The sequence below is a fragment of the Ectopseudomonas chengduensis genome, from assembly GCF_900102635.1.
GTDB classification, from domain to species: Bacteria; Pseudomonadota; Gammaproteobacteria; order Pseudomonadales; family Pseudomonadaceae; genus Aquipseudomonas; species Aquipseudomonas chengduensis.
In genome coordinates this window covers 26,734-52,025 of record NZ_FMZQ01000016.1, presented here as the reverse complement: position 1 = coordinate 52,025, position 25,292 = coordinate 26,734, and the positions used below count along the sequence as shown (strand labels likewise).

Here is a 25,292-nt window from a genome sequence, read left to right as displayed (position 1 = left end):
AAGACAACCGGGCGGCGCCAAAACGGGCCCTGAGGCTTGCCGGCGCTGCTGCGGGCGATCTGCCTGAACGCGCGCAGGCAGCGACACAATGGATCGCCTGCCGGCGAAAACGGAGCGCGCCTACGCAGGCTCTTCAGCCTTCTATAGACTGACCTGCGTACCACCAGGGAAAGACCAATGACACCGGATCAGATCGCCGCCTTCTGCCTCGCCCTGCCCGGCGCCCGCGAAGACCTCAAATGGGGCAGCAACCGGGTGTTCTCGGTGGCTGGCAACAAGATGTTCGCCATTCTTGATTTTCTTGGCGAGGATCTGGCCTTCAAGGTCGATAACGACCTGTTTCTCGGTCATGTAGACCGTCCGGGCATCCGCCCTGCCCCGTATCTGGCTCGTGCTTACTGGATCAGTATGAGCGCCCACCGGCCGCCGCTGGGCGACGATGAGCTGCGCCAGTTGCTGACGCGCTCGCATCAACTGGTGGTGCGCCGCCTGCCCAAGCGCCTGCAACCCGGCCTGCTACTGGACGAATAAGGGTATGTGGCGGGCGATGTAGGTACCGTCGAGCAGCAGCAGATCGATCCAGAACAGTTGATGAACTGCGACGATCAGCCAGAAAACAGCCTGATAGGAAGCCTTACGCGTCTTGTGCCGGAATGTCTGCTGAGCGATCAGCGCACCTGGCCAACCACCAGCCAGTTCGACCAGATGCAGGGTGTTTTCCGCCGTGCGCCGGTCACCGCTCTGAGCGCTGCGTTTATCCAGCCAGTACTGCAGGAAACTCAGCAGACTGGCCAGCAGATAAAGCGGCAATACCCACCAGAGCCCCTTGCCGAACAGCGTCACGCAGCCGAGCAATGGCAGGATGCACAGCAAAGCGAGCACCAAGGCCTTGCTGGAGAAGTTCTGGATGGAGCCTTGAGTCGCTGACCGGTGCGTGGATTTGGCAGCAGCCTTGCGCACTACCGGTGCCGCCGTGCTGGGTGTTTTCGGTTTGCGCCGGATCGACTGGCGATCAAGGCTGAACTCGCCAGCCAGGCGCAAGTGCTCGGCCCTTGGCCGCCCTCTTTCGTCACGCCCTTCGATGAACAGCACCTCGTCACCCGGCAGCGGGCGGCGATCACCGCGCATCGCCGAGATATGCGCGAAGACTTCAGCACCGCCGCTCAGCGGCTGGATGAAACCAAAACCCTTGGCGTCATCCCAGCTTTTAAGGCGCCCCTTGCGTTCGGTACCGATCACGGTTGCGCCGTGCTCCAGTCGATCAGGTGCAGCTGCCAGGTGGCGAGAATCACCAGGCCGAAGGCAATGCGGTACCAGGCGAACACCGCATAACTGTGGCTGGTGATGAACTTGAGCAGTGCGCGCACGGTAATCATCGCCACGATGAAGGTGCTGACGAAACCGATGGCGAAGATCGGCAAGTCGCTCATCTGCAGGATGTCGCGGTACTTGACCAAAGAATAGACCGTAGCCGCGACCATGGTCGGCATGGCCAGAAAGAAGGAGAACTCGGTCGCGGCCTTGCGCGACAAACCAAACACCAGGCCGCCGATGATGGTGGCGCCCGAACGCGACGTACCCGGAATCAGTGCCAGACATTGCGCAAGACCAACCTTCAATGCCAGCTTCCAGGTCATGTCGTCGACCGTTTCGGCCTTGATCGCGTGTTCGCGCTTCTCCGCCCAGAGCATGATGATGCCGCCAATGATCAATGCCATGGCCACTGTGATCGGATTGAACAGCCAATGCTCGATCAGATCGGCGAAGGCCAGGCCAAAAATCACCGCAGGAATGAATGCCAGCAGCAGGTTGAAGGTGAAACGCTGCGCGTTCGGGTCGCTGGGCAAACCGACGACGACGCCGAGCACCTTGGCTCGAAACTCCCAGATGACCGCCAGGATGGCGCCGAGCTGGATGATGATCTTGAACGCCGTCGCCTTTTCGCCATTGAAGCCCAGCAAGTCACCGACCACGATCAGGTGCCCGGTGCTGGAAATCGGCAAGAACTCGGTCAAGCCTTCCACTATGCCCAGAATCAGAGCCTGAAAGGCCACCCAGAAATCCATCAAATCCCCCAAAGCGCGGCAACTACCTACGCGTAAAACTCAGAACGTGGAGCGTGGCCCCGGCCCTGGGACACAAAACCGTCATGGAGGTTCCTTGCAACGGTCTAGCCCGGTGCTCATTCAGGTTCTGCGCCGGGCTGCCGAAATGCTATCAGACAACTAGAGTGAATAATGCCTCGATGTGACAGTATTGCTCTGCGCCCTTCGAGGCAGCCCTGAAGCCGACAATTACAACAATCAGGAATTCGTCCATGAACAGCTTACGTAGTCTTCCTATCAGCCGCCGTCTATGGCTGATCCTGGCGCTGGCCATTCTGACGCTGATCTTGCAGGGCGCCTACATGCTGCGCCAGATCCACATCGATCTTTACGCCGGCAAATCGGAAAAGACCGAGCATGTGGTGCAGAGTGCGGCCGGCATTCTCAAGCACTTCCATAGCCTGGAAAGCGCCGGCAGCCTGAGCCGCGAAGAGGCGCAGAAGCAGGCCATGGAAGTGGTGCGCGGTTTACGCTACGACGGCCAGGAGTACTTCTGGATCAACGACCAGACCCCGGTCATGCTCATGCATCCGATGAATGCCAAGCTCGAGGGCCAGAACCTTTCAGGTTTCAAGGATCCGGACGGCAAGGCGCTGTTCAACGAGATGGTCGCCATCACCCGCAGCCAGGGAGCCGGCCAGGTCGACTACCGCTGGCCGAAACCTGGCGCCACTGACCCGGTACCGAAAATCTCCTACGTCGAGCTGTTCCAGCCCTGGGGCTGGATCATCGGCTCCGGCGTCTATGTCGATGACGTACAGGTGGAGTTCCGAGCCCAGGCGGTGAAAGCCATGAGCATCGGTCTGCTGATCGCCCTGCTCCTGACTGGACTGGTGGTGCTGATCACTCGCAGCATCGTGCAGCCGCTGCAGGCCGCAGTGGACGCCATGGCCAGCATTTCCAGCGGCGAAGGTGACCTGACTCGCAACCTCGACACCCACGGGCGTGACGAATTGACTGCCCTGGCGACCTATTTCAACGCCTTCACCGCAAAGCTGCGCCATGTGATCCGGCAGATGCTCGATTCGGCAGGCTCGCTCGATCAGGCTGCCCGCTCGCTTGGCGACATTTCCAGCGAAGCGCAGCGCCATAGCCAGCAACAGGCGCAGCAGATGGAGCTGGTGGCGACCGCCGTCAACGAGGTGACCTACGGCGTACAGGACGTAGCGAAGAACGCCGAACACGCCTCCAGCGAGATGCATACCGCCGAAGACCAGGCCAGCCAGGGCCAGCAGAACATCGAGGCGAGCCTGCGCCAGATCGATCAGTTGTCGGGCACCATCGACAAGGCCGTCGAGGTGATTCAATCACTGGCCAGCGAGAGCACGCAGATCGGCAGCGTGCTGGAGGTGATCCGTTCCATCGCCGAGCAAACCAACCTGCTCGCCCTCAACGCCGCCATCGAGGCTGCCCGCGCCGGTGAGCAGGGCCGCGGTTTCGCCGTGGTCGCGGACGAAGTGAGGCTTCTGGCGCAACGTACCCAGCAGTCCACCGCTGAAATTCAAGGTATGATCGAGCGCCTGCAAGGCAACTCCGAGGCTGCCGTCAAGGTGATCAACGAAAGCAGCCGCGCTTCCCAACTGACCGTGGAACAGGCTAGCCAGGCCGGTGAGAGCCTCGCCCAGATCGCCCAATCGCTACGCAACCTGACCGGGCTCAACGCCTCGATCGCCAGCGCCACCCTGCAGCAATCCCACGTGGTGGAAGACATCAATCAGAACGTCACGCAGACTGCTGCACTGGCCCACAACACCGCCGAGGCTGCCGAACAGTCGAGCGCGGCCAGCCAGCACCTGAAACAGCTGGCCGACCAGCTCAATCGTCTGCTTGGGCAATTCCGCGTATGAGTCGAGCATGAGCAGCATGCAACATCAGGAGGTCGATTTCAGTCGGCCGCAGAACCAGGACCTGATCTGGGACCTGGACAGCATGGCCCGCCGCGAGCTGGCCGAGCGTTTCATCAAGCTGTTCGAGAATCGCCTGTGCGTCTATTCCGAATCGGTGGGGCAGCTGTACACCAACTACAGCCTGCACTTCCCCACCGATCTCGGTCGTAAGATGGTGGTGCTGCCCAACCCCTATGCCTTCCACGACACCCTGCACGGCATCGACAGCCAGGCCATCCGCAAGACGGGTCTGTGCGTGTTGCCGGGCAAGGTTCTGGGCAAACCTGGGCTCCTACTCAGCACCCAGATCAAGGACGATGGGCCTGCGCCCAAGACCATGCCCTTCAAACCGGCACTGGCGCAGATCATCAGCAACCAGAAGAAAATCGGTGATCTGTTCCTGCCGGTGCTGATGAAGGGCGACCTGCGCGAATTCGACCAGCAGATGCCCTATATCCACCTGCATCGCCTGCAACTCGCGCGCCTAGAGCGGCTGTCGAGCTTCGAGCGCGACGACATCCAGCAAACCATCACCCGCAAGCTGCTGATGCTCTATCGACAAGCCGACAGCCTGGTGTGCTGAACCGCCGGCATCAGTACAATCTGCACCCTTTTCTGATTTGAGGACGCCGGATGTCCTGGCTCGAACTCGTTGCTGCCGGGCTCGGCATCGTCGCGGTGTGGCTGACGGTCAGACAGAACCCCTGGTGCTGGCCCATCGGCCTGGTGATGGTGTTGCTCTACGCCTGGCTGTTCTATGACTGGCGCCTGTACTCCAACCTGCTTCTGCAACTGTTGTTCGCCGCGCTGCAGCTCTACGGCTGGTGGCAGTGGACCCGTGGCGGCGAACGCCATGATGGGCGCAAGGTCAGCCGCCTGGGCATGCTCGAAGCCCTGACTGGATTGTTGATCGGCGCGCTCGGTGCCGGGCTGCTCGGCTATCTCATGGCGACCTACACCGACGCCAGCTCACCCTGGCTGGATTCGGCGCTGACTGCCTTCAGCCTGGTCGCGCAGCTGTGGATGGCGCAGAAACGCCTGCAATGCTGGGCACTTTGGGTGGTGGTAGACCTCTGCTATGTGGCCTTCTTCCTCTATAGCGAGCTGTACCTTACTGCTGGTCTCTACGCTGCTTTCACCGCATTGGCCATCAGCGGCTGGCTGAGCTGGCGTCGCGACCCGGCGTTGCAGTACGCGCCATGAAGGTACTGGTGCTGACCGGGCCGGAGTCCAGCGGCAAAAGCTGGCTGGCGGCGCACATACAGGCACGCTTCGGTGGCGTGGTGGTGGGCGAGTACGTGCGCCATTTCATCGATGAGCAGCAGCGCGATACCTGTTACGCCGACATCGCCGAGATCGCGCGCGGCCAGTTGGCCTGGGAGGACGCGGCGCGGGCAGCCAGACCGCCGCTGCTGATCCTCGACACCCACCTGCTGAGCAACATGCTCTGGAGCCGATGTCTGTTTGGCGACTGTCCGCAGTGGTTGGAGGCCGAATTGCTGGCGCGTCACTACGACCAGCATCTGTTGCTCGACCCCGCTGGCGTGCCCTGGGTCGAAGATGGCCAGCGTTGCCAGCCACAGCTGGCAGAGCGCCAGGCTTTTCATCAGGCCTGCCGGGGCTGGCTGCAGGGTAACGGGCAGCGTTTCTGCGAACTTTCAGGTGGCTGGGACGAGAGGCGCCAGGCAGCGCTGAAGCAGGTCGCAACGCTGCTCGGCTCAGCGGATCAGTACGCTGGCCCAGGCCACTAACAGGCTCAGGCACACCACCAGCGTCAACGGCGTACGCAGTGCCGGATACCATTGCGGCGCCAGTCCTACGCGTACCGCGTGCATGTCTGCCAGATACAGGCCGATAAAGGCAAAAAGGAAAATCGGTAGCGACAAGCCCATCGGCAGTCCGCCAGCCAGTGCAGCCCAGCCCAACAAGGGCGGGATCACCGAGAGCCCCAACTGCAACTTGGCATTCTCGTCGGTTTCCTCCGCCCGCATCGCCAGCCCCCAGTGGATGGCGCCCATGAAAGCCAGGATCACGGCTGCGAAATCCAGCAACGCAGCCAGCACGAAAGGTCGCCAGCCCATGGGAATCACCCAGATACCCAGCGCACCGCCAACGAATGGAACCAATCCGGCATAACCCAGCAACACGGCCAGTTGCGGCGGCTTCTCGGCGTCGAACGGGTGCATGACGATCTCCTTGACGATAGGTGTGCCGAGCACCTTAGCAGTGTTTCTTAAGCGTTACAGCCATGAGTCTCAGCGCAGGCGATGCTTGTGCAGCAAGCGATAGAAGGTTGGCCGAGACACCCCGAGCGTCCGCGCCGCCTGGCTCATGTTGTTGGCGTAGCGGCCCAGGACGTCGTTCAGCGCCTGCCGCTCGGCCCGTAGTATGTAGTCCTCCAGCGTTACCGGGGTGTCGATGCTGACCTGTGCCGGGCGCAAGCCAAGGTCGGCTGCAAGAATCTGTCGTCCTTGAGCCTGCACCAGTGCGCGTATCACGCGATTGCGCAGCTCGCGCACATTGCCTGGCCAGGGATGGCTGATCATGGCTTCGATCGCTTCTTCACTGAAACGCCGGTGATGCCGCCCGATCATCGCCCCGTGCTGTTTGGCGAAATGCTCGGCCAGCAGCGACAGATCACCTGGATGTTCGCGCAGATTCGGCGTTTGTAGCTGTTGCGCCGCCAATTGATGAAACAGATCCCGCCTGAAACGTCCCTGCTGCAGTGCCTGCACCAACTCGCCTCGGTCCAGGGTCAATAGATGTGCTTGAGGATGGCGCTGCAGGTAGTCCAGCAACCTTTGCTGGTCAGCCGCAGAAAGCAGGGAGGCGTTTTCGAGCAGTACGCTGGTAACGCTCGATGCGGCGAGCGCGGCCTCGTCGAGAGGCTCGGCGCAGTCGATAGCGCGCATGGCCTGGCCAGCAAAGGATGAGCGCTGATGGAGCAAACGGGCCAGAAGATGCTTGCCGCTACCACGTTCCCCACTGACAAGTAGCGGCCCTTCGATACGGCTCAGGCGATCCAGCTGCCGCCGCAGACTGCGCGCTGCACCGCAATTGCCCAAGAACTGCGGCAGTTGTCGTCCGCTTTTCAATCTGCGCAAGCGAGTGGCTGCCTGCGCCTGTTGCAAGGTTTCCAGTAAGCGGGGCATTTCCCCCGGCAATGTCAGCGCGGCGAAACACCATTCGCCGACCAGCTCTTCGCCGCCGATCTGCATCAATCGCTCGGCATCCGCCAGCACGATGCAACCCAGTCCCGTCAGTTGCAGCTGTTTGAGCAATGCATGACTCGGTCGCTGATCGAGGTGAAGCAGGAGTGCATCACCTAAATGGCCGTTGAGCGTTTCTGGCGTGCAGTGCTGCACTGACCAGCCAGCGGCCTGCAATGGTTGAAGCAGCGCTTCGCATGCATCGAAAGGATCGAGCATCAGTAATTGCCGGGATGCGACGGAAACAACCTCCAACATACTCCATCCTTGGCGCCATTATTTTGTAATCCCAATAAAAACAACAATTTGGCGCTCGCAAACGTAAAGCTAGCAAGAACTTTGACGCTTCATGGATCATTTCTCTATATGCATTGTTCCTACTGGTTATTGCAGAGTTTTCATGATCAAGGCGATGGCACCTTGCCAATAGTCTGCAGTATTGGCATAACAGACCAATTAATAAGAACGCTACAAGGAAGTCTCCGATGCGTCTGCTCCGCCGTGCCCTGAAACTTTTCATCTTGCTGGCGCTGATCGGCCTGGCGGTGGCGCTGTATTACGTCGCCAACCCCAACCTGCCGACCTATCAGCAGCCCAGCGATTTGCACTATCTGGACCAGTGGGGCGAAGAGCAGCGCCAGACCTATTACTACACGCCGCAGGGCACCACGGTTAAAGGCCTGCGCTATGACTGGTTCAGCGCGCTGGAAATGCCGTTCGGTACCGAGAAATTCGCCCGCCTCGATTATCTGGCCCGCTTCGGCTTTCTCACCGATCCCAAGCAGCAGCCAAGCGCTCTGAATCCCGGCAATCTGCCGGTCGGTTTTACCCGTCACCAGGACAGCGAAAGCGGCGAGCACTTTCTCGATATCAGCTGCGCCGCCTGCCATACCGGCGAGCTGCGCTACAAAGGCCAGGCTGTGCGTATCGACGGTGGTGCCGCCCTGCACTCTCTAGCCTCTACCGTGCCGACCCTACGCGGCGGCGGTTTTGGCCAGGCGCTGGGTATGAGCATGGCCTTCACCTATTACAACCCGCTGAAATTCCGTCGTTTTGCCCAGGAAGTCCTGGGTGATCAATACCCGCAAGGCCGTGACCAGCTACGCGAGGATTTCAAGCAAGTGCTCGACCGGCTGCTGGCAACTGCCTTCAACGACTGGCACCGCGGCCTGTATCCGACCGAAGAAGGCTTTGGCCGTACCGATGCATTCGGTCGTATCGCCAATACCGTGTTCGGCGATGTGCTGGATGACGCCAACTACCGCGTCGCCAATGCCCCGGTCAGCTACCCGCAACTCTGGGACATCTGGAAATTCGACTGGGTGCAATGGAATGGCTCGGCCATGCAACCGATGGCGCGCAACGTTGGCGAAGCCCTGGGCGTAGGCGCCAGCCTGCATCTGCTCGACGAACACGGCAAAGGCGTTGCCGAGGCTGATCGCTACGCCTCCAGCGTGCGCCTGCATGACCTCTACACCCTTGAGGAAACCTTGAAACGGCTGCAGCCACCCAAGTGGCCAGAGGCTGTATTCGGCAAGGTGGATCTGCCGCTGGCCAGCCGTGGCAAGGCGCTCTACACCGAGAATTGCGCCTATTGTCATGCCCCCGATCCCAAGCCGCGCGACCAGCGCCTGGCACCGTCGCGCGATCCTGAGTGGAAGATGCGCGTCGTACCGATCAGCATCGTCGGCACCGACCCAACTACCGCCGACAACATCGCTGACCATCGTTTCGACATCAGTCGCCTGGGCTGGACCAAGGCCGAGTTGTCGAAGCTGGACGTGCGTCTGTACGGCGCCAGCCTCGATGAGGTCGATTTCAAGAGCATTTCCAGCGCCAAGGGCCTGGCCTATATCACTGCTTATGTGGAGAACCGCGCCTATCAGGACGCCGGTATCGGGCCACGCCAGCGCAAGGAAATGGACGGCTACGGCCTGCCCATCGGCGTTCAGGAGAAGCGCGGCTACAAGGCCCGCCCACTCGATGGTATCTGGGCCACCCCGCCCTTCCTGCACAACGGATCGGTGCCCAATCTGTTCGAGCTGCTCTCTCCTGTATACGAGCGGCAGGCCCAGTTCTGGGTCGGTAATTTCGAATTCGACCCGGTACGCGTGGGCTATCGCAGCGACAAGTTCCCGGGTGGTTTCCTGCTCGATACCCGCGTTACCGGCAATGGCAATGGTGGCCATGAGTTCCGCGATGGCTGCCGTCAGGAGGGCGTCATCGGGCGCGCCTTGTCGCCGGACGAACGCCTGGCGCTGATCGAATACCTCAAGGTGCTCGGCAACGCTGACCTGGAGACTCAGCTCAGCGACGTGCCGGTACAAACCTGGACACCCGGGCCGAGCTGCGAAGGCTGATTTCAACCGATATCTAGAACAAGGATTGCAACGATGTTGAAACGCTTCTGGCTCTGGCTCGGTCGCCTGCTCGGCAAACTGCTGTTCACCGTCGTTCTGGTCGGCCTGGTTGGCTGGGGTTTGGGCGAAGCCTATTACGCCTGGAAATTCTCCGGCCCGGTCTCCACGCAAGAACAGATCGCGCCGGATGAAAAAGCGCTGACCAGGCTGATCATCGAAGATGCGGTACGCATCGTCGAGCAACACCGTGATAACACCCGCGTACTGCGCGATGCGCATGCCAAGGCCCACGGCTGCGTCAAAGCCGAGGTGCAGGTGCTGGATACACTGGACGAGTCACTGCGCCAAGGCGTGTTCAGCGAACCTGGGCATACCTGGCAGGCCTGGATGCGCCTGTCCAACGGCAACGCTTACCCGCAGTTTGATCGTGCCCGCGATGCACGTGGCATGGCCATCAAGCTGCTCGACGTGCCTGGCAAGAAACTCATGAAGAGTCCGGCGCATGCTGGCGAACAGGATTTCGTGATGTTCAACCATCCAGCCTTCTTCGTTCGCGACGTGGCCGAGTACCGCACCAATTTCGCCGCTCAGGCAGATGGCAAGAAGGTCCAGGCTTTCTTCCCAAGCTGGGACCCGCGCACCTGGGAGGCACGCCACCTGATTATCGCCCTGAAGACCCTGGCTCCGGCGCCAGAGAGCCCCGTGGCCACTACCTACAACTCCATCGCGCCGTTCAAGCTCGGCGAATTGAACATCAAGTACCGCGTGGTGCCCGCCCCACAGAATTGCCCACCCTACGAGCTGCCGGAACAAAACACCGACCTGCCCAACTTCCTGCGTAATGCGCTCTACCAGCAGTTGTCACTGGACCGTGCGCCGGCGTGTTTTGAACTTCAGGTGCAAAAGCAGAACGCGCAGTACTACATGCCCATCGAAGATCCGACTGTCGAATGGAGTGAAAAGATATCGCCCTTCGAGAGCGTTGCGCGTATTACCGTACAGCCGCAGGACTTCGATAGCCGCGAACAAAACCTGTTCTGCGACAATTTGTCCTTCAACCCCTGGCACGCACTTCCTGAACACCGGCCTATCGGGGGCATAAACCGTTTGCGCAAATCGGTATATGAGGCGGTAAGCGCCTATCGCCATCAGCGCAACGCCCCAGCCCTCGCTAACGCTGCGCCGCAGCCAGTTACGCAAGAAACAGAGGTGGAACTTTCGCAGTAGAAAGTTGTAGCCGGCGAGACGCCTGAAGTTTTTATCAAGGCACACTACGCCGGTAATAAAACTTTTTTCAGCCATGTGTGACTTATGGGTCTACTGAGTTCATCAACAACATTGAAAGGCCAACATCAATAACCTGTTGGCCGCCATTGATTGTTGGGAACAACTCGGAGAAACCGACCCCATGAACACACCGCTGCGTTTCAACGAAGCCCTGCTGATTGCCGATCGCGCCTTCCGCCCGTTCCAGTGCGTGGCCTGGGCTCCGCAGGACGGCACCGGCGTCGTCAGCATCAGCGTCATCGACCGCACCAACACCCGCCTGCTCGGCCGCACCCAGCTGTCCAGCGCCACCTACAGCGACCCGCAACAGCTGGAAGACGCACTGCAGCGCTCCCGTGATGAGCTGCGCAGCCAGGGTTTTGACCTGGCGCCTTGGAGCATGCCGGAATAAACCCCGTCGGGGCGCCTTGCGCGCCCCCAGATTTGCCCGTTGCGCTTGGCCGCCAGCGACTGCAGACTGCTGCGATCACCCACTGTGCCGAGCCTCGCGCCATGCTTGAACTGCGCCCCAACTGCGAGAACTGCGACTGCGATCTGCCTGCGTCCAGTGTTGACGCCTTGATCTGCTCCTTCGAGTGCACCTTCTGCCGCTCCTGCGCCGAATCCATCCTGGCGCTACGCTGCCCGAACTGCGGCGGCGAACTGGTGAAGCGGCCGATTCGCCCGGCCGAAAAGCTCGAACGCTTCCCCGCCTCCAGCAAACGTGTACTCAAGGCCTGAAATGAAAAAGGGGCGACTCCAGTCGCCCCTTTTTCATGTGCAAGACGCCTATCAGTAGTAGGCGTTCTCGCGATTGCTGTGGTCGGTCACGTCACGCACCCCCTTGAGCTCTGGAATGCGCTCGAGCAGGGTTTTCTCGATGCCTTCCTTGAGGGTGTAATCGGCTTGGCCACAGCCCTGGCAACCACCGCCGAACTGCAGCACGGCAATGCCCTCTTCGACCACGTCGATCAGCGTCACCTGGCCGCCATGGCTGGCCAGGCCGGGATTGATCTCGGTCTGCAGGTAGTAGTTGATACGTTCGTTGAGCGGACTGTCTTCGTTGACCATCGGCACCTTGGCGTTCGGCGCCTTGATGGTCAACTGGCCGCCCATGCGATCGGTGGCGTAGTCGACGACTGCGTCTTCCAGGAAAGGCTCACTGACGCCATCGATCCAGGCGGTGAAACTGGCCAGGCCAACGGCGGTGTCTTCAGGCTTCTGCTCACCCGGCTTGCAGTAGGCAATGCAGGTTTCCGCGTAAGGCGTACCTGGCTGGGTGATGAAAACTCGGATGCCGATACCCGGAGTGTCCTGCTTGCTCAGCAGCTCGGCCAGGTAATCTTCGGCAGCTTGGGTAATGATGATGGCGCTCATGGCAACTCCTCGCGAACATGGACGCAGTGTACGCCAGAGCGCCGCCCGGTTAAAGCCCAACTAAATTAGTAGGAATTGATCGCAACCATAGCCGCCATGCGACAAGCAATCTGGAGCGCACTTCACGTGCGCTCCGGTGCATTTAGAGGTTCTGGTAGCGGTTCATATCCAGCACGCCTGTCTCCAGCGGCTGGGTTTCGCGAATATGCTCGGCGAGATCGTGAAAATAGCGCCAGAACTCGGGATGACTGCGCCGTACACCCCAGCGCTCGACGATTTGCTCGAAGGATTTTGCGTCGCTGACAGCTTCCATCTGCTTGACGAAGGCATCCACCGCCCCCGCTTTGACCGTGAACAGGAAATTCGGATAGCTGCTCAGCACTTCCGGGTAGATGGTCAGGGTGTCCAGGCGCGGTTGATAGCGCAGCTCCTCTCCCAGCATGAACGCCACGTTGCTGTGCGCACGGTTGCGCAGCAGGCTGTAGATCTCGCGCGAGCCATCGCTCAGCTCTACCCGCAACATCGTCGCTTCTGGCAGTTGATCAATCACCCGCAAGCCGCCCGCCGGACGACTGGCCAGGCGCGCCAACGTCTGCTCGACATCTTGCAGCTCCCTGGGCAAACCGTCGCGATAACACTGCGCGCCTGTGCAGCGGTTGATCGGGTCAGGACGCGCGTTGAGCTTGGCGTAGCGCTGCAGCAGCTGTTCGGCGAACTGCTTCTTCGGATCCTCACCGGTCAGGCCAATGGCGCTCGGTGAACGATGATCGACTGAGGTGTAGTCCAGCAGCATCTTTAACTTGCCGCTGTTCTGATACCAGTCATCCAGGTAGGCCTCACGTGAGCGCGCTGGCAGCAGGCGCAGAAAGTTCACTTCGGCGCCATTGCGGATCAGATCGAAATACAATCGCGTCTGCGCCTGGTGCGAAACGTTGCCGAACACGTCGAAGTTGACCACCAGTTGGTAGTAGGTGCGCTCCAGCAGCGGGTAATCCATCCACCAGAGGGTCTGCGGAATCTCGCCGAGCAGGCCTTTGCGCACCGAGGCACTGTCGTGCTGGCGGAAGATCGACAGCAGCGCGTTGTCATTGCCGCTCCAGATATGTGCCCAGTCCGCAGGAGGTGCGTCGGCGTAAGCGTCCTTGCGCAGGTTCTCGTAATCGTTGCGCTTGTCGCGATAGTTGCGCCACAAGCCCAGCAGATCGCCGATATCGTCGAACTGGCCGGGCATGGCCAACAGCGGCGTGGCCTCGCGCTGGTAATTGGCATCGGTGATGTAGAGATCGTGCTCCGGCGCCTGGAACACGGCCCAGAAGTTGTCGCGAATCACGTCAGTGGCGATCTGCCCGCGGCACACCGGACCTCGGATGAAGGTACGCACGAAGTACTCGGCGTTATCCAGCATGAACTGATAGCGCGCACGCGCCGGAATCGCGGCGAAGGTTTCGAAGGGGTTGGCGCGGCGTTGTGCGCCGTAACCCGGCACAGCGTCCAGCGCCCAGTCTTCGCCGAAGAACAGCTCCTTGACCCGTGCCAGCTTGGCGTCACCCAGTGGGTAGGTGATATGCGTCTTGTGCACGATCACGCCCTGGATCGGCCATAGCCGGTAGTAGAACTCGGTGCCCGGATCGTCGTTCGGGCGGCGCGTGGCGATAGGATCGATGGGTTTGCCGCTAGGGGTACGCGAACGGACCATCTGGAAGAAGTGCCCGGGCTCCCCGCCCTCGAAGTGCAGATGCGCGAGGAACAAATGCTCGTACAGCCAGCGCGCAACCAGATCCTGCCGCGCACCGGGCGCATTCAAGAATTTTTCCCACTGCTCCACCTGGCGCAACTCGACTGCACTCGGCGTGAGCGCCTGTTCGGCGACCGGCGCACCCTGGGCCAGCCACTGTTCAAGGGTGGCGTACTCGTCATCGTTCAGCCCCGTCACGGCGAACGGCATGCCGCCATGGGGATTCTTCTGCGCATAGGCAGCGAACTCCCCCGGCAATGGGCAACTGTTGCTGCGGGTGATGGCTACGTCGAGATTGTCCGGGAGCTTGGCATTGGGCTCCAGTGGCTGACTGCGACCCAGCTCCAGCATGCGCTTGATCAGCGCAGCCTGGCCGTTCTCGCCATCGAGCACCGAATAAAAGTCGCGCTGGCGCCAGGCCGCCTCGCCCTGTGCATCCAGATAAAGCCGAGTGGTCGCTTGCGCCTTGCTGCGCGTACCGTCGTACACCAGTTGCTTGCTGGCGCCGCGCGCAATGCCTTCGCCACTGCCCAGATTGAGCTGGCACGGCGCGTCATAGCAGGTATGGCAGGCTACGCATTTGTGGGTGAGGATCGGTTGGACGTCATCGATATAGGAAATCGCTTCCGCACGGGCCAGGCCGGCTGCGAAAGAAAGAAGAAACAGAGCAGCGGGCTTGAGCATGGCCACGTCCTTGAGTGCGATGCTGGCAATTCTAACGAGACGGCGCCTCCAGCAACATGAATGAAATTCATGAAAAGCCCGCTGGTGCTCCAGAACCCTGCAGCTTTGCTATCATCGCCCACCTTTGTTTCCGCTTTGCTCAGGTAGTTCTCATGTCCGATCGCAGCGCCCGCCTCCAAGCCCTCCAGCAAGCCCTGAAGGAGCGCATCCTGATCCTCGATGGCGGCATGGGCACCATGATCCAGAGCTACAAGCTGGAAGAGGCCGACTACCGCGGCGAGCGCTTCGCCGACTGGCCGAGCGACGTCAAAGGCAACAACGACCTGCTGCTGCTCAGCCAGCCGCAGATCATCGCAGCCATCGAGAAGGCTTATCTGGATGCCGGCGCCGACATTCTGGAAACCAATACCTTCAATGCCACCCAGGTATCCCAGGCCGACTACGGCATGGAGGGCCTGGCCTATGAGCTGAACGTCGCCGGTGCCCGTGTAGCTCGTGAAGTGGCCGACGCCAAGACCCTGGAAACCCCGGATCGCCCGCGCTTCGTCGCCGGCGTGCTTGGCCCGACCAGCCGTACCTGCTCGATTTCCCCTGACGTTAACGATCCCGGCTACCGCAACGTTACCTTCGATGAACTGGTAGACAACTACACCGAGGCCACTCGCGGCCTGATCGCAGGCGGCGCCGACCTGATCCTGATCGAGACCATCTTCGACACCCTCAACGCCAAGGCGGCGATCTTCGCCGTGCAGCAAGTGTTCGATGAAGACGGCGTCGAGTTGCCGATCATGATTTCCGGCACCATCACCGACGCCTCCGGCCGTACACTGTCCGGCCAGACCACCGAGGCGTTCTGGAACTCGGTAAGGCACGCCAACCCTATCTCCGTCGGTCTGAACTGCGCCCTTGGCGCCAAAGACCTGCGCCCTTACCTGGAAGAGCTTTCCAACAAGGCAGACACCCACGTCTCTGCGCACCCCAACGCCGGCCTGCCCAACGCCTTCGGCGAGTACGACGAATCGCCTGCCGAGATGGCTGCGGTGGTCGAAGAGTTCGCCGCCAGCGGCTTTCTCAACATCATTGGCGGTTGCTGCGGCACCACGCCAGGGCATATCCAGGCCATTGCCGAGGCGGTCGCCAAGTACCAACCTCGCACCATTCCAGAGATTCCCAAGGCCTGCCGCCTGTCGGGCCTCGAGCCCTTCACCATCGACCGCAACTCGCTGTTCGTCAACGTCGGCGAGCGTACCAACATCACCGGCTCGGCCAAGTTCGCCCGCCTGATCCGTGAGGAGAACTACACCGAAGCACTGGAAGTCGCCCTGCAGCAGGTGGAAGCCGGCGCTCAGGTGATCGACATCAACATGGACGAAGGGATGCTCGACTCCAAGGCCGCCATGGTCAGGTTCCTCAACCTGATCGCCGGTGAGCCGGACATCTCGCGCGTGCCGATCATGATCGACTCCTCCAAGTGGGAAGTGATCGAAGCGGGCCTCAAGTGCATCCAGGGCAAGGGCATCGTCAACTCGATCTCGATGAAGGAAGGCGTCGAGCAGTTCAAGCACCACGCCAAGCTGTGCAAGCGCTATGGCGCCGCTGTGGTGGTGATGGCCTTCGACGAGGTCGGCCAGGCCGACACCGCCGCGCGCAAGAAGGAAATCTGCCAGCGCAGCTACGACATTCTGGTCAACGAAGTGGGCTTCCCGCCGGAAGACATCATCTTCGACCCGAACATCTTCGCCGTCGCCACCGGTATCGAGGAGCACAACAACTACGCCGTCGACTTCATCGAAGCCTGCGCCTTCATTCGCGACAACCTGCCCTATGCGCTGAGCTCAGGCGGCGTCTCCAACGTGTCGTTCTCGTTTCGCGGCAACAACCCGGTACGTGAGGCGATCCACTCGGTATTTCTCTACTACGCGATCCAGAACGGCCTGACCATGGGCATCGTCAACGCCGGCCAACTGGAAATCTACGACGAGATTCCCAAGGAGCTGCGCGACAAGGTCGAGGATGTGGTGCTCAACCGCACATCCGGCGGCACCGACGCCCTGCTCGCCATCGCCGACAAGTACAAGGGCGACGGCGCCGTCAAGGAAGTCGAGAACGAGGAGTGGCGCTCGCTGCCGGTGGACAAGCGCCTGGAACACGCGCTGGTCAAAGGCATCACTGCCTTTATCGTCGAAGACACCGAGGAGTGCCGCCAGCAATGCGCGCGCCCCATCGAGGTCATCGAAGGCCCGCTGATGAGCGGCATGAACGTGGTCGGCGACCTGTTCGGCTCGGGCAAGATGTTCCTGCCCCAGGTGGTCAAGTCTGCCCGCGTTATGAAGCAGGCCGTTGCCCACCTGATTCCCTTCATCGAAGCGGAGAAAGGCGACAAGCCGGAAGCCAAGGGCAAGATCCTCATGGCCACGGTCAAGGGTGACGTACACGATATCGGCAAGAACATCGTCGGCGTGGTGCTGGGCTGTAACGGCTACGACATCGTCGACCTCGGCGTGATGGTGCCGGCGGAGAAGATCCTGCAGACCGCCATCGCCGAGAAGTGCGACATCATTGGCCTGTCCGGCCTGATCACTCCCTCGCTGGACGAGATGGTGCATGTCGCCAAGGAAATGCAGCGCCAGGGCTTCACTCTGCCATTGATGATCGGCGGCGCCACCACCTCCAAGGCCCACACCGCGGTGAAGATCGACCCGCAGTACAGCAACGACGCGGTGGTCTACGTCACCGACGCTTCGCGCGCCGTCGGCGTGGCCACCCAGCTGTTGTCCAAGGAGCTGAAGGCCGATTTCGTGCGCAAGACCCGCGACGAATACGTGGTGGTGCGTGAACGCACCTCGGCCCGAGCCTCGCGCACCGAGCGCCTGGGCTATGCCGATGCCATCGCCAACAAGCCGGCCTTCGACTGGAACGGCTACGTCGCGCCCAAGCCGAGCTTCACCGGTACCCAGGTGCTTGACGACATCGACCTGGCGACCCTGGCCGAGTACATCGACTGGACACCGTTCTTCATCTCCTGGGACCTGGCTGGCAAGTACCCTCGCATCCTCACCGACGAAGTGGTTGGCGAAGCTGCCACCGCGTTGTTCGACGACGCCCAGGCGATGCTGAAGAAGCTGATCGACGAGAAACTGATCAAGGCCCGCGCGGTGTTCGGCTTCTGGCCGGCCAACCAGGTCGCCCATGACGACATCGAAGTCTATGGTAACGACGGCAAGCCCCTGGCCACCCTGCACCACCTGCGCCAGCAGACCATCAAGCCCGACGGCAAGCCGAACCTGTCGCTGGCCGACTTCGTCGCGCCGAAGGAAAGCGGTGTGACCGACTACGTCGGCGGCTTCATCACCACCGCTGGCATCGGTGCCGAGGAAGTGGCCAAGGCCTATGAGGCCAAGGGCGACGACTACAACTCGATCATGGTCAAGGCCCTGGCCGATCGCCTGGCCGAGGCCTGCGCCGAATGGCTGCACGAGCGTGTGCGCAAGGACTACTGGGGTTATGCCAGGGATGAACAGCTGGACAACGAAGCACTGATCCGCGAGCAGTACAAGGGCATCCGCCCTGCCCCCGGCTACCCGGCCTGCCCGGATCACACCGAGAAGGCCACGCTGTTCAAGCTGCTCGACCCCGAGGCTGACTACCACAAGGCCGGCAAGAGCGGCGTGTTTCTCACCGAGCACTACGCCATGTTCCCTGCGGCAGCAGTGTCCGGCTGGTACTTCGCCCACCCCGAGGCGCAGTACTTCGCCGTGGGCAAGGTGGACAAGGATCAGATCGAGCAGTACAGCAAGCGCAAGGGCCAGGACATCGCTGTCAGCGAACGCTGGCTGATGCCGAACCTGGGCTACGACGACTGATGCAAAAGAGCCCGCAATCGCGGGCTCTTTTCATTCATGCAGCGACGAATGAGGCGCGACTCGCGCCGATCATCGAAAAACTCGAACTCTCATGCACGGACGCGGCTCCAAAACATGTCGAGCCATTTCGGCTCAATCGACGGAGCGATGACATGTACAAGCACAGCCTTGCAGTACTGGCCGTAGCGGCTGCGGTGAGCGGTTGCTCGACCTTCGAGAACCCGGCCGATTACCTGACCTTCCGCAATGAGCCATTGGTCAAGCAGGTCGACCACGGCATGACTCAGGAACAGGTACGCACCCTCGGTGGGCCACCCTCTTCGGACGTGCGCAACAGTGTCACAGGCGGCACCTGCAACAACTACGTGCTGAATGTCGACGGCCTGGAGCAGCCCTATTACGTGGACTTCGACGTCAACGGCCGGGTCGACAGCAAGGGCTTCATGACCTGCGAGCAGCACCAGGGCAACCAGCGCAAACGGCTCTGAATGCGATCAGCCCCGCTGCACGCAGCGGGGCCATTCATTGGCTAGAAGATCAGTGAGAGCAATCCCACCACCACGATCAGGCCGATGATGAAAATGATACCGACGGTACCGCCCAGAAACTTCAGCATGCTGACTCTCCTTTTTCGAGGTTCACGAGTTGTGACCTCGACCTGGCTGTCAGCGTTTAGCTTTTTTCTTCACCTGCAGCGGCGAGCATCAGGCGCCCGGGCGACGGACGATCTTGATGCTGTACTCCATCTGCGGCTTGCGCGTCACGCTCACCGCACGACGGCTGACGGTATCCAGCGTGATGTTCCAGAAACCACTGGAGGGCACGCGAATCTTCGCTGGGAACTTGATGAAGGCGCCGCCGTGATAACTGTGCCGACCACGGTTCCTGAACGCGCGAAAGTTGGCATCGTTCATCAGGCGGATGTTGCAGGGCTGCGAACACTGGATGACCACCAGATCGCCCTCTTCCAGATGCTCGCGTTGATGGATGAATTTCATCGTTTTCGGACTCGGTGGTGAAACGGGGGCGCAATAGTGCCGCAAGCGGCCCGACACCGCCAGCGCAGCTGACGACTCGCTTGCAGCCAAGGCTCGGGCTACCTAGGATGCGCGCCCAACACTGTCATTTGCTGCTGCCATGAAAGTCGTGCTCGACCGCATCCCCACGCTGATCGCCCTGCTGCGCCGTTACCCAGGCCTGGTCGCCCTGTTCGGCTTCTGCTCGGGCGTGGCCAGTTTTCTCCTGGTCGACCGCCAGGCGTACCTGGCCAAGGTGCTCGGCGTGGTATTGCTGGTCAGTTGGGTCTGGTTGATTCTGGAGAACCTGCTGCGTGAACGCATTGCCCGGCGCTTCGGCTTCGAATTGCCGTTGCCGCTGCTGCGCTACGGCACACAGATGATCCACCAGGAAAGTCTGTTCTTCGTCTTGCCATTCTTCTTCATCACCACCACCTGGAACAGCGGGCAGTTACTGTTCAGCGGCCTGCTGGCGATCGCCGCCCTGGCCTCGATCACCGACCCGATTTACTACCGCTGGCTGGCGCCCAGGCGCTGGTTGCTGTTGATCTTTCACAGCCTGGCGCTGTTCGCGGTGATGCTGACCGCGTTGCCGATCATCTTTCACCTCAGTACCCCGCAGAGCTACCGCATTGCCCTGCTGATCGCCACGCTGCTGGCGCTGCCGAGCCTGCCGGGCCTGATCGGTTTCACCGGCTGGCGACGCATTGTGCTACTGGCCGCCCTGCCTCTGGCGATGGCCAGCGCCGGCTGGGTGGCGCGCGCCTGGGTGCCACCGGCAACGCTATGGCTGACCGAGGTGGCGATCAGTGATCGCTTCGATGGCGAACAACGCACGCCAGGCGAGAGCCTGCAACAGATCAGCCCGGAACAGCTGCGCGATGATGGGCTTTACGCCTATACCTCGATCAACGCCCCACGCGGCCTCAACGAACGCATCTACCACGTCTGGCAGCACAACGGCCGGGAAGTCGACCGCATTGCGCTGGACATCAACGGCGGGCGCAAGGAGGGCTATCGCGCCTGGACGCACAAACTCAACTTCCCGGCCTCACCCGAAGGCCGCTGGCAAGTGCGAGTCGTCACCGAAGCAGGGCAGATGATCGGCGTACTGCGCTTCGACGTGGTCGCTGCCACGGCCAAGTGATAGCATGCGCGCCCCATGCAGCTCACCGAACTCAACCAACGCCTCGCCGACCTTGGCGCCAAACCCCAGCATATCGGGCGCATTACCCGTGCCTGGCTGCAGGGCAAGCCGTTGGATACCGGCACCAAGCATCAGAAGACCGAGAACTTCTTGCCCCTGACGGTACGTGAAGGGCTGCCAGCTATCGCCAGCGAACTGGACGCACTGGCCCGGCTGCGCTCCGAACATCCTGGCGCCGACGGCTCGGCTCGCCTGCTGGTGGAGCTGGCCGACAAACAGATGGTGGAAAGCGTACTGTTGCCACGTGATGGCCTGTGCATCTCCAGCCAGGTGGGCTGCGCGGTAGCCTGTGTGTTCTGCATGACCGGCAAGAGCGGTCTGCTGCGCCAGCTCAGCAGCGCCGAGATGGTCGCCCAGGTCGCCCTGGGTCGGCGCTTTCGTCCGGTGAAGAAAGTGGTATTCATGGGCATGGGCGAGCCGGCGCACAATCTCGACAACGTTCTTGAGGCCATCGATCTGCTCGGCACCGAGGGCGGTATCGGTCAGCGCAACCTGGTGTTCTCCACCGTTGGTGACCCGCGGGTGTTCGAGCGCCTGCCCAAGCAACGCGTGCGCCCTGCCCTGGCGCTGTCGCTGCATACCACTGACGCCGAACTGCGCCAACGCCTGCTGCCCAAGGCGCCTCGCATCGATCCTGAAGAGCTGGTGGAACTGGGCGAAGCCTACGCGCGCACCATCGACTACCCGATCCAGTACCAGTGGACCCTGCTCAAGGGCATCAACGACAGCCAGGAAGAGATGGACAACATCCTGCGCCTGTTCAAGGGCAAGTTCGCCGTGCTCAACCTGATCCCCTACAACAGCCTGGAAGCCGACGACTACCAGCGCCCCGACGGCGAGCGCATCGTCGAGATGGTGCGTTATCTGCACAGCCGTGGCGTGCTGACCAAGGTGCGCAATTCGGCAGGCCAGGATGTCGACGGCGGTTGCGGTCAACTGCGCGCCCGCGCGGTGGATGTGGTCAATACCAGTCGCTTGCACAGAAAGCGCGGCTGAGGCTCAAGAACGGCACCTGAGAGCCGATACAAAAACGTACAGAGAGACCACACGTCCCGCCGGCGAAAAGCCAGCACTGTATTTGCCTTGCAGACAACTGCCTTGCATGGATGCAGCCCCGTCGTCTTGGTGCCCAGGAGCCCATTCATGAAAATCGCCCACAAGGTCGGTATCGCGGCCGCTACCGTGCTGTTCCTTACCACCAGCCTGCTGTCGCTATCCCAGGTCAGCCAGGTCCGCGACACCCTGCGCAGTCAGGTCGAATCGAGCATTGCCGAATCGAGCAATGCATTGGCCAGACAGATCGAGAACTGGCTAAACGCCAAACTGCGTCTGATTGACCTGGTGTCGCAAACCATCGACAGCAGCTACAGCCCTGAAGAAAACCAACGCGTATTCGATGCGCCACTGCTCAAGAACGAGTTCATTCTGGTCTTCGGTGCGCTGGAAGCGGACGGCAAGCCCATCAAGAACAGTGACGACTGGAAACCCAGCGCCGACTGGGACGGCCGTAAACGCCCCTGGTATGCGACCGGCAAGGCTGGCAATCAGGCAGTGCTGACCGAACCCTACGTCGACTCCACCACCAATGAAATCCTCATTTCCGCCGTGGCCCGGATCAGCGACGCGGGTCAGTTTCTCGGCGTATTCGGTGGCGATATCCGCCTGCAATCGGTCGCCGATGCGATCAACACCCTGGACTTCAATGGCGCCGGCTATGCCTTCCTGCTCAGCCGCTCGGGCAATATCATTTCCCACCCCAATGCCGAGTACAACGGCAAGTCCTACAGCGAACTGTTCGACGGCCAGAGCCCGGCGCTGAGCAAGGAACTGCGCGAAGTCGAGGCCGGCGGCAAGAACCTGCTGGTCTCCTTCACCCCGCTACCCAACCTGCGCGGCATGGACTGGTACATCGGCGTGGTGCTGGACGAGAGCGTGGTGATGGCCGAAGCCAACCGCCTGACCTGGCTGGCCGTGGTCGGCACCGTGGTCGGTGTGGCAATCAGCCTGGTGGTGCTGGGCCTGCTGATGAACAGCCTGCTCAAACCACTGAGCCTGCTCAGCACCTCGTTGCGTGAGATCAACAGCGGCGAAGGTGACCTGACTCGCCGCCTGGCGATCACCAGCAACGACGAGATCGGCGAGCTGTCGCAGGAATTCAACCGCTTCCTGCAGACCCTGCAGACGTTGATTGGCGACGTCATGGGCAGCTCGCGCCAGGTCCGCGAAAGTACGGCTCTGACCTCAAACGAGTCGGAACAGGCCGCGCGCCGCCTGCAGGAACAGCTGCAAGAGCTGGATCAGCTTGCCACCGCCATGCAGGAAATGGCCTCCACTGCCGAGGAAGTGGCGCGCAACGCCCAGGCCGCAGCCCAGGCCGCCGTCGCCGCCAACGAAGAAACCGAAAACGGCGTGCGCGTGGTGTCGCAATCCAGCGCGGCGATCCGCCATCTGGCCGACGAGATGGATGGCACCAGCCACGCGATCAACGAGCTGGCCAAGCTCAGCCACAACATCGAGTCGATTCTGCAGGTCATCACCAGCATCGCCGAGCAGACCAACCTGCTGGCACTGAACGCCGCCATCGAAGCCGCGCGCGCCGGTGAATCCGGCCGTGGCTTTGCCGTGGTCGCCGATGAGGTGCGCTCGCTGGCCTCGCGCACGCAGCAGGCCACCCAGGAAATCCGCCAGATGATCGATCAACTGCAAGGCGGTGTGCGTCAGGCCGAAAGCCGCATGCAACAGAGCCGCGACACGGCCAGCAAGACGGCCGAAGACGCCGGCGCGGCCAACGACATGCTCGGCCGTATCCGCGAGGCGATCACCCGCATCAACGACATGAACCTGCAGATCGCCACCGCGGCCGAGGAGCAAAGCGCCACCACCGAGGAGATCAACCGCAACACCACCAACATTCGCGACATCAGCCATGAACTGGCTGGCGGCGCCGAACAGCAGGTGCGCCAGTGCGGCTCGATGGTGGAACAGGTTGGCCAGCAGGATCGCCTGCTGGGGCGTTTCAAGGTCTGAACCATGAGCGATTGAATGACGCACAACAAAAGCCCCGGCATGCCGGGGCTTTTTTCATCGAGTAGACGCTCAGACGCCGCTCTTGACCTTGCTCCAGATACGCGTGCGCACACGGTCGATCTTCAGCGGCATGGCCTCCAGGGTGTACAGCTTGTCCATCACCGCCTCTGGCGGATACACGGTCGGATCGGCCTTCAGCGCCGGGTCGACCAGCGCGTCGGCCTTGGTGTTACCGTTGGCGTACTTCACATGATTGCTGATGGCCGCCATTACCTCGGGCTGCAGCAGGTAGTTCATGAAGGCGTAAGCGCCATCTTCGTTGCCGGCATCGACCGGCATGGCCACCATGTCGAACCAGATCGGCGCGCCTTCCTTGGGAATCTCGTACTGGATCTTCACCCCGTTACCCGCCTCAGCGGCACGGGCGCCAGCCTGCATGATGTCGCCGGAAAAGCCCACCGCCATGCAGATCTCGCCATTGGCCAGATCACCGACGTATTTGGAAGAGTGGAAATAACGCACGTTCTTGCGCATCTCCATCAATAACGCTTCGGCGCGCTTGTAGTCCTCAGGGTTCTTGCTGTGGTGTGGCAGGCCCAGATGATGCAAGGCGATCGGCAGCATTTCCGGGCCGTTGTCGAGGATCGCGACGCCGCACTCGTTGAGCTTGGCCAGCTTGATCGGGTCGAACAGCACGTCCCAGCTGTCCATCGTCACCTCATCGCCCAGCACGGCGCGCACCTTGTCTACGTTGTAGCCGATACCGGTGCTGCCCCACAGATAGGGGAAGCCGTGCTCGTTGCCCGGGTCGTTCACCTCCAGCGTCTTCATCAGTACCGGGCTGAGGTTGTTCCAGTTCGGCAGCTTGCTGCGGTCGAGCTTCTTCAGCGCACCGCCCTGAATCTGCCGGGCCATGAAGTGGTTGGAAGGGAACACCACGTCGTAGCCGGAGCGACCAGCCATCAGCTTGGCGTCCAGCGTCTCGTTGCTGTCGTAGACGTCGTAATGGGTACCCCGGCCGCTGCTCTTTTCGAACTGCTTGAGGGTGTCCGGGGCGATGTAATCGGTCCAGTTGTAGATGCGCACGCTATCAGCGGCATGAGCGGTGCCGGCCAGGATCAGGCACGGCAGGAGTTTCTTCAGCATGGGATACCTCGTGAGTTGTTGTTCTAGGCAGTACTGAAAAGGGGCTGACTCAGAAGATCAGCACATAGGTCTTGCGCACCGTTTCTTGTATGTCCCAGATGCCAAGGGTATTGGCCGGCATCATCAGGGCGTCGCCGGCGCGAATCTCGATGGGCTCACCGCCGTCAGGCGTGAAGGTGCAGCGCCCAGCCACGAAGTGACAGAACTCCTGCCGCACAATCTGTCGGCGCCAGCGCCCCGGCGTGCATTCCCAGATGCCGGTCTCGACGCCGTCACTGCGCTCGACGCTGGTGGTCGAAGTAACCGCCACCGGCTCGCTCAGGGGCACGGCAACCGGATTGGACTCGTCCAGGCCGACGTTGGGAGTGTTACGAAAATGGGTGATATTCATTGGTACTCCGGATAAAGGAA

Annotated in this window: 24 protein-coding genes; 14 read left to right on the top strand and 10 right to left on the bottom strand. The window is 61.3% G+C overall.

The genetic code is table 11. The features are described from left to right. The first annotated feature begins 177 nt into the window (after positions 1–177). Positions 178–531 carry an MmcQ/YjbR family DNA-binding protein gene (locus tag BLS08_RS21730; protein ID WP_017676915.1) on the top strand — a complete coding sequence of 118 codons (354 nt, stop codon included), beginning with the start codon at positions 178–180 and terminating at the stop codon, positions 529–531. On the opposite strand, the gene BLS08_RS21725 is transcribed toward BLS08_RS21730, so the two are convergent. Together BLS08_RS21725 and BLS08_RS21720 are read right to left on the bottom strand one after the other, a co-directional pair. Continuing rightward, positions 517–1,239 carry a DUF1294 domain-containing protein gene (locus BLS08_RS21725; protein WP_017676916.1) on the bottom strand — a complete coding sequence of 241 codons (723 nt, stop codon included), beginning with the start codon at positions 1,237–1,239 and terminating at the stop codon, positions 517–519. The genes BLS08_RS21730 and BLS08_RS21725 overlap by 15 nt on opposite strands. Then, the gene (locus BLS08_RS21720; RefSeq protein WP_017676917.1) at positions 1,236–2,066 is read right to left on the bottom strand and encodes an undecaprenyl-diphosphate phosphatase; all 831 of its coding nucleotides are present in this window, start codon (positions 2,064–2,066) and stop codon (positions 1,236–1,238) included. The genes BLS08_RS21725 and BLS08_RS21720 overlap by 4 nt, the downstream gene beginning before the upstream one ends. Positions 2,067–2,317: 251 nt before the next feature. Between BLS08_RS21720 and BLS08_RS21715 the strand changes: the two genes are divergently transcribed. Genes BLS08_RS21715 through BLS08_RS21700 form a run of 4 tightly spaced genes read left to right on the top strand, consistent with a single transcriptional unit; the run spans position 2,318 to position 5,742 of the window. After that, positions 2,318–3,952, top strand: a complete 1,635-nt coding sequence (locus BLS08_RS21715) for a methyl-accepting chemotaxis protein (RefSeq protein WP_017676919.1) — start codon at positions 2,318–2,320, stop codon at positions 3,950–3,952. A 7-nt stretch (positions 3,953–3,959) separates the two neighbouring features. Next, positions 3,960–4,574, top strand: a complete 615-nt coding sequence (locus tag BLS08_RS21710; protein WP_017676920.1) for a hypothetical protein — start codon at positions 3,960–3,962, stop codon at positions 4,572–4,574. Between the two features lie 50 nt (positions 4,575–4,624). Then, a complete protein-coding gene (gene pnuC, locus BLS08_RS21705) occupies positions 4,625–5,194 on the top strand; it encodes a nicotinamide riboside transporter PnuC (protein WP_017676921.1) in 570 nt (189 codons plus the stop codon). Further along, positions 5,191–5,742 (top strand): AAA family ATPase, encoded by a 552-nt coding sequence (locus BLS08_RS21700; protein ID WP_017676922.1) that lies wholly within the window; start codon positions 5,191–5,193, stop codon positions 5,740–5,742. The genes pnuC and BLS08_RS21700 overlap by 4 nt, the downstream gene beginning before the upstream one ends. Here BLS08_RS21700 and BLS08_RS21695 read toward each other — a convergent pair. Continuing rightward, positions 5,710–6,177 (bottom strand): DUF3429 domain-containing protein, encoded by a 468-nt coding sequence (locus BLS08_RS21695; protein ID WP_017676923.1) that lies wholly within the window; start codon positions 6,175–6,177, stop codon positions 5,710–5,712. The two genes, BLS08_RS21700 and BLS08_RS21695, sit on opposite strands and share 33 nt — an antisense overlap. 69 nt (positions 6,178–6,246) lie before the next feature. Further along, positions 6,247–7,272, bottom strand: coding sequence for a sigma-54-dependent transcriptional regulator (locus BLS08_RS21690; RefSeq protein ID WP_236699062.1), 1,026 nt, complete (start codon positions 7,270–7,272; stop codon positions 6,247–6,249). Between the two features lie 413 nt (positions 7,273–7,685). Here BLS08_RS21690 and BLS08_RS21685 point away from each other — a divergent pair, with 413 nt between their 5' ends. The 4 genes from BLS08_RS21685 to BLS08_RS21670 all read left to right on the top strand — a co-directional run bounded on the left by BLS08_RS21685 (position 7,686) and on the right by BLS08_RS21670 (position 11,567). Beyond that, positions 7,686–9,560 carry a di-heme-cytochrome C peroxidase gene (locus tag BLS08_RS21685; RefSeq protein WP_017676925.1) on the top strand — a complete coding sequence of 625 codons (1,875 nt, stop codon included), beginning with the start codon at positions 7,686–7,688 and terminating at the stop codon, positions 9,558–9,560. Positions 9,561–9,593: 33 nt separating this feature from the next. Further along, positions 9,594–10,787, top strand: a complete 1,194-nt coding sequence (locus BLS08_RS21680) for a catalase family protein (RefSeq protein ID WP_017676926.1) — start codon at positions 9,594–9,596, stop codon at positions 10,785–10,787. Positions 10,788–10,968: 181 nt separating this feature from the next. Continuing rightward, entirely contained in the window at positions 10,969–11,238 is a 270-nt protein-coding gene (locus tag BLS08_RS21675) for a hypothetical protein (protein ID WP_003460201.1), read from the top strand. Positions 11,239–11,339: 101 nt separating this feature from the next. Beyond that, positions 11,340–11,567, top strand: coding sequence for a DUF1272 domain-containing protein (locus BLS08_RS21670; RefSeq protein ID WP_003460203.1), 228 nt, complete (start codon positions 11,340–11,342; stop codon positions 11,565–11,567). Positions 11,568–11,618: 51 nt separating this feature from the next. Here the strand turns inward: BLS08_RS21670 and nfuA are convergent, their stop codons facing one another. Beyond that, on the bottom strand, positions 11,619–12,203 hold the full coding sequence (gene nfuA, locus BLS08_RS21665) for a Fe-S biogenesis protein NfuA (RefSeq protein WP_003460205.1): 585 nt from the start codon (positions 12,201–12,203) through the stop codon (positions 11,619–11,621). Positions 12,204–12,345: 142 nt separating this feature from the next. Then, entirely contained in the window at positions 12,346–14,622 is a 2,277-nt protein-coding gene (locus tag BLS08_RS21660; protein ID WP_017676927.1) for a fatty acid cis/trans isomerase, read from the bottom strand. Between the two features lie 152 nt (positions 14,623–14,774). Between BLS08_RS21660 and metH the strand changes: the two genes are divergently transcribed. Continuing rightward, a complete protein-coding gene (gene metH, locus BLS08_RS21655; RefSeq protein ID WP_017676928.1) occupies positions 14,775–18,485 on the top strand; it encodes a methionine synthase in 3,711 nt (1,236 codons plus the stop codon). 152 nt (positions 18,486–18,637) lie between these two features. Then, the gene (osmE, locus tag BLS08_RS21650) at positions 18,638–18,973 is read left to right on the top strand and encodes an osmotically-inducible lipoprotein OsmE (RefSeq protein ID WP_003460211.1); all 336 of its coding nucleotides are present in this window, start codon (positions 18,638–18,640) and stop codon (positions 18,971–18,973) included. A gap of 41 nt (positions 18,974–19,014) precedes the next feature. On the opposite strand, the gene BLS08_RS26855 is transcribed toward osmE, so the two are convergent. Together BLS08_RS26855 and BLS08_RS21645 are read right to left on the bottom strand one after the other, a co-directional pair. Continuing rightward, entirely contained in the window at positions 19,015–19,101 is an 87-nt protein-coding gene (locus tag BLS08_RS26855; protein ID WP_442873392.1) for a small membrane protein YohP, read from the bottom strand. 88 nt (positions 19,102–19,189) lie between these two features. Continuing rightward, positions 19,190–19,483, bottom strand: coding sequence for a DUF1883 domain-containing protein (locus tag BLS08_RS21645; RefSeq protein ID WP_003460213.1), 294 nt, complete (start codon positions 19,481–19,483; stop codon positions 19,190–19,192). A gap of 139 nt (positions 19,484–19,622) precedes the next feature. Between BLS08_RS21645 and BLS08_RS21640 the strand changes: the two genes are divergently transcribed. The 3 genes from BLS08_RS21640 (at position 19,623) to BLS08_RS21630 (ending at position 23,735) form a co-directional block, all read left to right on the top strand. Next, a complete protein-coding gene (locus BLS08_RS21640) occupies positions 19,623–20,648 on the top strand; it encodes a DUF5924 family protein (protein ID WP_017676929.1) in 1,026 nt (341 codons plus the stop codon). Between the two features lie 15 nt (positions 20,649–20,663). Beyond that, the gene (locus BLS08_RS21635) at positions 20,664–21,704 is read left to right on the top strand and encodes an RNA methyltransferase (RefSeq protein ID WP_017676930.1); all 1,041 of its coding nucleotides are present in this window, start codon (positions 20,664–20,666) and stop codon (positions 21,702–21,704) included. 147 nt (positions 21,705–21,851) lie between these two features. Beyond that, on the top strand, positions 21,852–23,735 hold the full coding sequence (locus tag BLS08_RS21630; protein ID WP_017676931.1) for a methyl-accepting chemotaxis protein: 1,884 nt from the start codon (positions 21,852–21,854) through the stop codon (positions 23,733–23,735). A gap of 69 nt (positions 23,736–23,804) precedes the next feature. Here BLS08_RS21630 and BLS08_RS21625 read toward each other — a convergent pair whose 3' ends face one another. Continuing rightward, a complete protein-coding gene (locus BLS08_RS21625; protein ID WP_017676932.1) occupies positions 23,805–24,881 on the bottom strand; it encodes a polyamine ABC transporter substrate-binding protein in 1,077 nt (358 codons plus the stop codon). A 49-nt stretch (positions 24,882–24,930) separates the two neighbouring features. Beyond that, the gene (locus BLS08_RS21620; RefSeq protein ID WP_090337532.1) at positions 24,931–25,272 is read right to left on the bottom strand and encodes a cupin domain-containing protein; all 342 of its coding nucleotides are present in this window, start codon (positions 25,270–25,272) and stop codon (positions 24,931–24,933) included. Positions 25,273–25,292: the final 20 nt, after the last annotated feature.

Coding starts and splice junctions, on each gene's coding strand:
- BLS08_RS21720 (WP_017676917.1), bottom strand. CDS start 2,066: ATGGATTTCTGGGTGGCCTTTCAGGCTCTGATTCTGGGCATAGTGGAA.
- metH (WP_017676928.1), top strand. CDS start 14,775: ATGTCCGATCGCAGCGCCCGCCTCCAAGCCCTCCAGCAAGCCCTGAAG.
- pnuC (WP_017676921.1), top strand. CDS start 4,625: ATGTCCTGGCTCGAACTCGTTGCTGCCGGGCTCGGCATCGTCGCGGTG.
- BLS08_RS21670 (WP_003460203.1), top strand. CDS start 11,340: ATGCTTGAACTGCGCCCCAACTGCGAGAACTGCGACTGCGATCTGCCT.
- BLS08_RS21730 (WP_017676915.1), top strand. CDS start 178: ATGACACCGGATCAGATCGCCGCCTTCTGCCTCGCCCTGCCCGGCGCC.
- BLS08_RS21640 (WP_017676929.1), top strand. CDS start 19,623: ATGAAAGTCGTGCTCGACCGCATCCCCACGCTGATCGCCCTGCTGCGC.
- osmE (WP_003460211.1), top strand. CDS start 18,638: ATGTACAAGCACAGCCTTGCAGTACTGGCCGTAGCGGCTGCGGTGAGC.
- BLS08_RS21660 (WP_017676927.1), bottom strand. CDS start 14,622: ATGCTCAAGCCCGCTGCTCTGTTTCTTCTTTCTTTCGCAGCCGGCCTG.
- BLS08_RS21635 (WP_017676930.1), top strand. CDS start 20,664: ATGCAGCTCACCGAACTCAACCAACGCCTCGCCGACCTTGGCGCCAAA.
- BLS08_RS21710 (WP_017676920.1), top strand. CDS start 3,960: ATGAGCAGCATGCAACATCAGGAGGTCGATTTCAGTCGGCCGCAGAAC.
- BLS08_RS21685 (WP_017676925.1), top strand. CDS start 7,686: ATGCGTCTGCTCCGCCGTGCCCTGAAACTTTTCATCTTGCTGGCGCTG.
- BLS08_RS21680 (WP_017676926.1), top strand. CDS start 9,594: ATGTTGAAACGCTTCTGGCTCTGGCTCGGTCGCCTGCTCGGCAAACTG.
- BLS08_RS21700 (WP_017676922.1), top strand. CDS start 5,191: ATGAAGGTACTGGTGCTGACCGGGCCGGAGTCCAGCGGCAAAAGCTGG.
- BLS08_RS21620 (WP_090337532.1), bottom strand. CDS start 25,272: ATGAATATCACCCATTTTCGTAACACTCCCAACGTCGGCCTGGACGAG.
- BLS08_RS21630 (WP_017676931.1), top strand. CDS start 21,852: ATGAAAATCGCCCACAAGGTCGGTATCGCGGCCGCTACCGTGCTGTTC.
- BLS08_RS21645 (WP_003460213.1), bottom strand. CDS start 19,483: ATGAAATTCATCCATCAACGCGAGCATCTGGAAGAGGGCGATCTGGTG.
- BLS08_RS21675 (WP_003460201.1), top strand. CDS start 10,969: ATGAACACACCGCTGCGTTTCAACGAAGCCCTGCTGATTGCCGATCGC.
- BLS08_RS26855 (WP_442873392.1), bottom strand. CDS start 19,101: ATGCTGAAGTTTCTGGGCGGTACCGTCGGTATCATTTTCATCATCGGC.
- BLS08_RS21715 (WP_017676919.1), top strand. CDS start 2,318: ATGAACAGCTTACGTAGTCTTCCTATCAGCCGCCGTCTATGGCTGATC.
- BLS08_RS21625 (WP_017676932.1), bottom strand. CDS start 24,881: ATGCTGAAGAAACTCCTGCCGTGCCTGATCCTGGCCGGCACCGCTCAT.
- BLS08_RS21695 (WP_017676923.1), bottom strand. CDS start 6,177: ATGCACCCGTTCGACGCCGAGAAGCCGCCGCAACTGGCCGTGTTGCTG.
- nfuA (WP_003460205.1), bottom strand. CDS start 12,203: ATGAGCGCCATCATCATTACCCAAGCTGCCGAAGATTACCTGGCCGAG.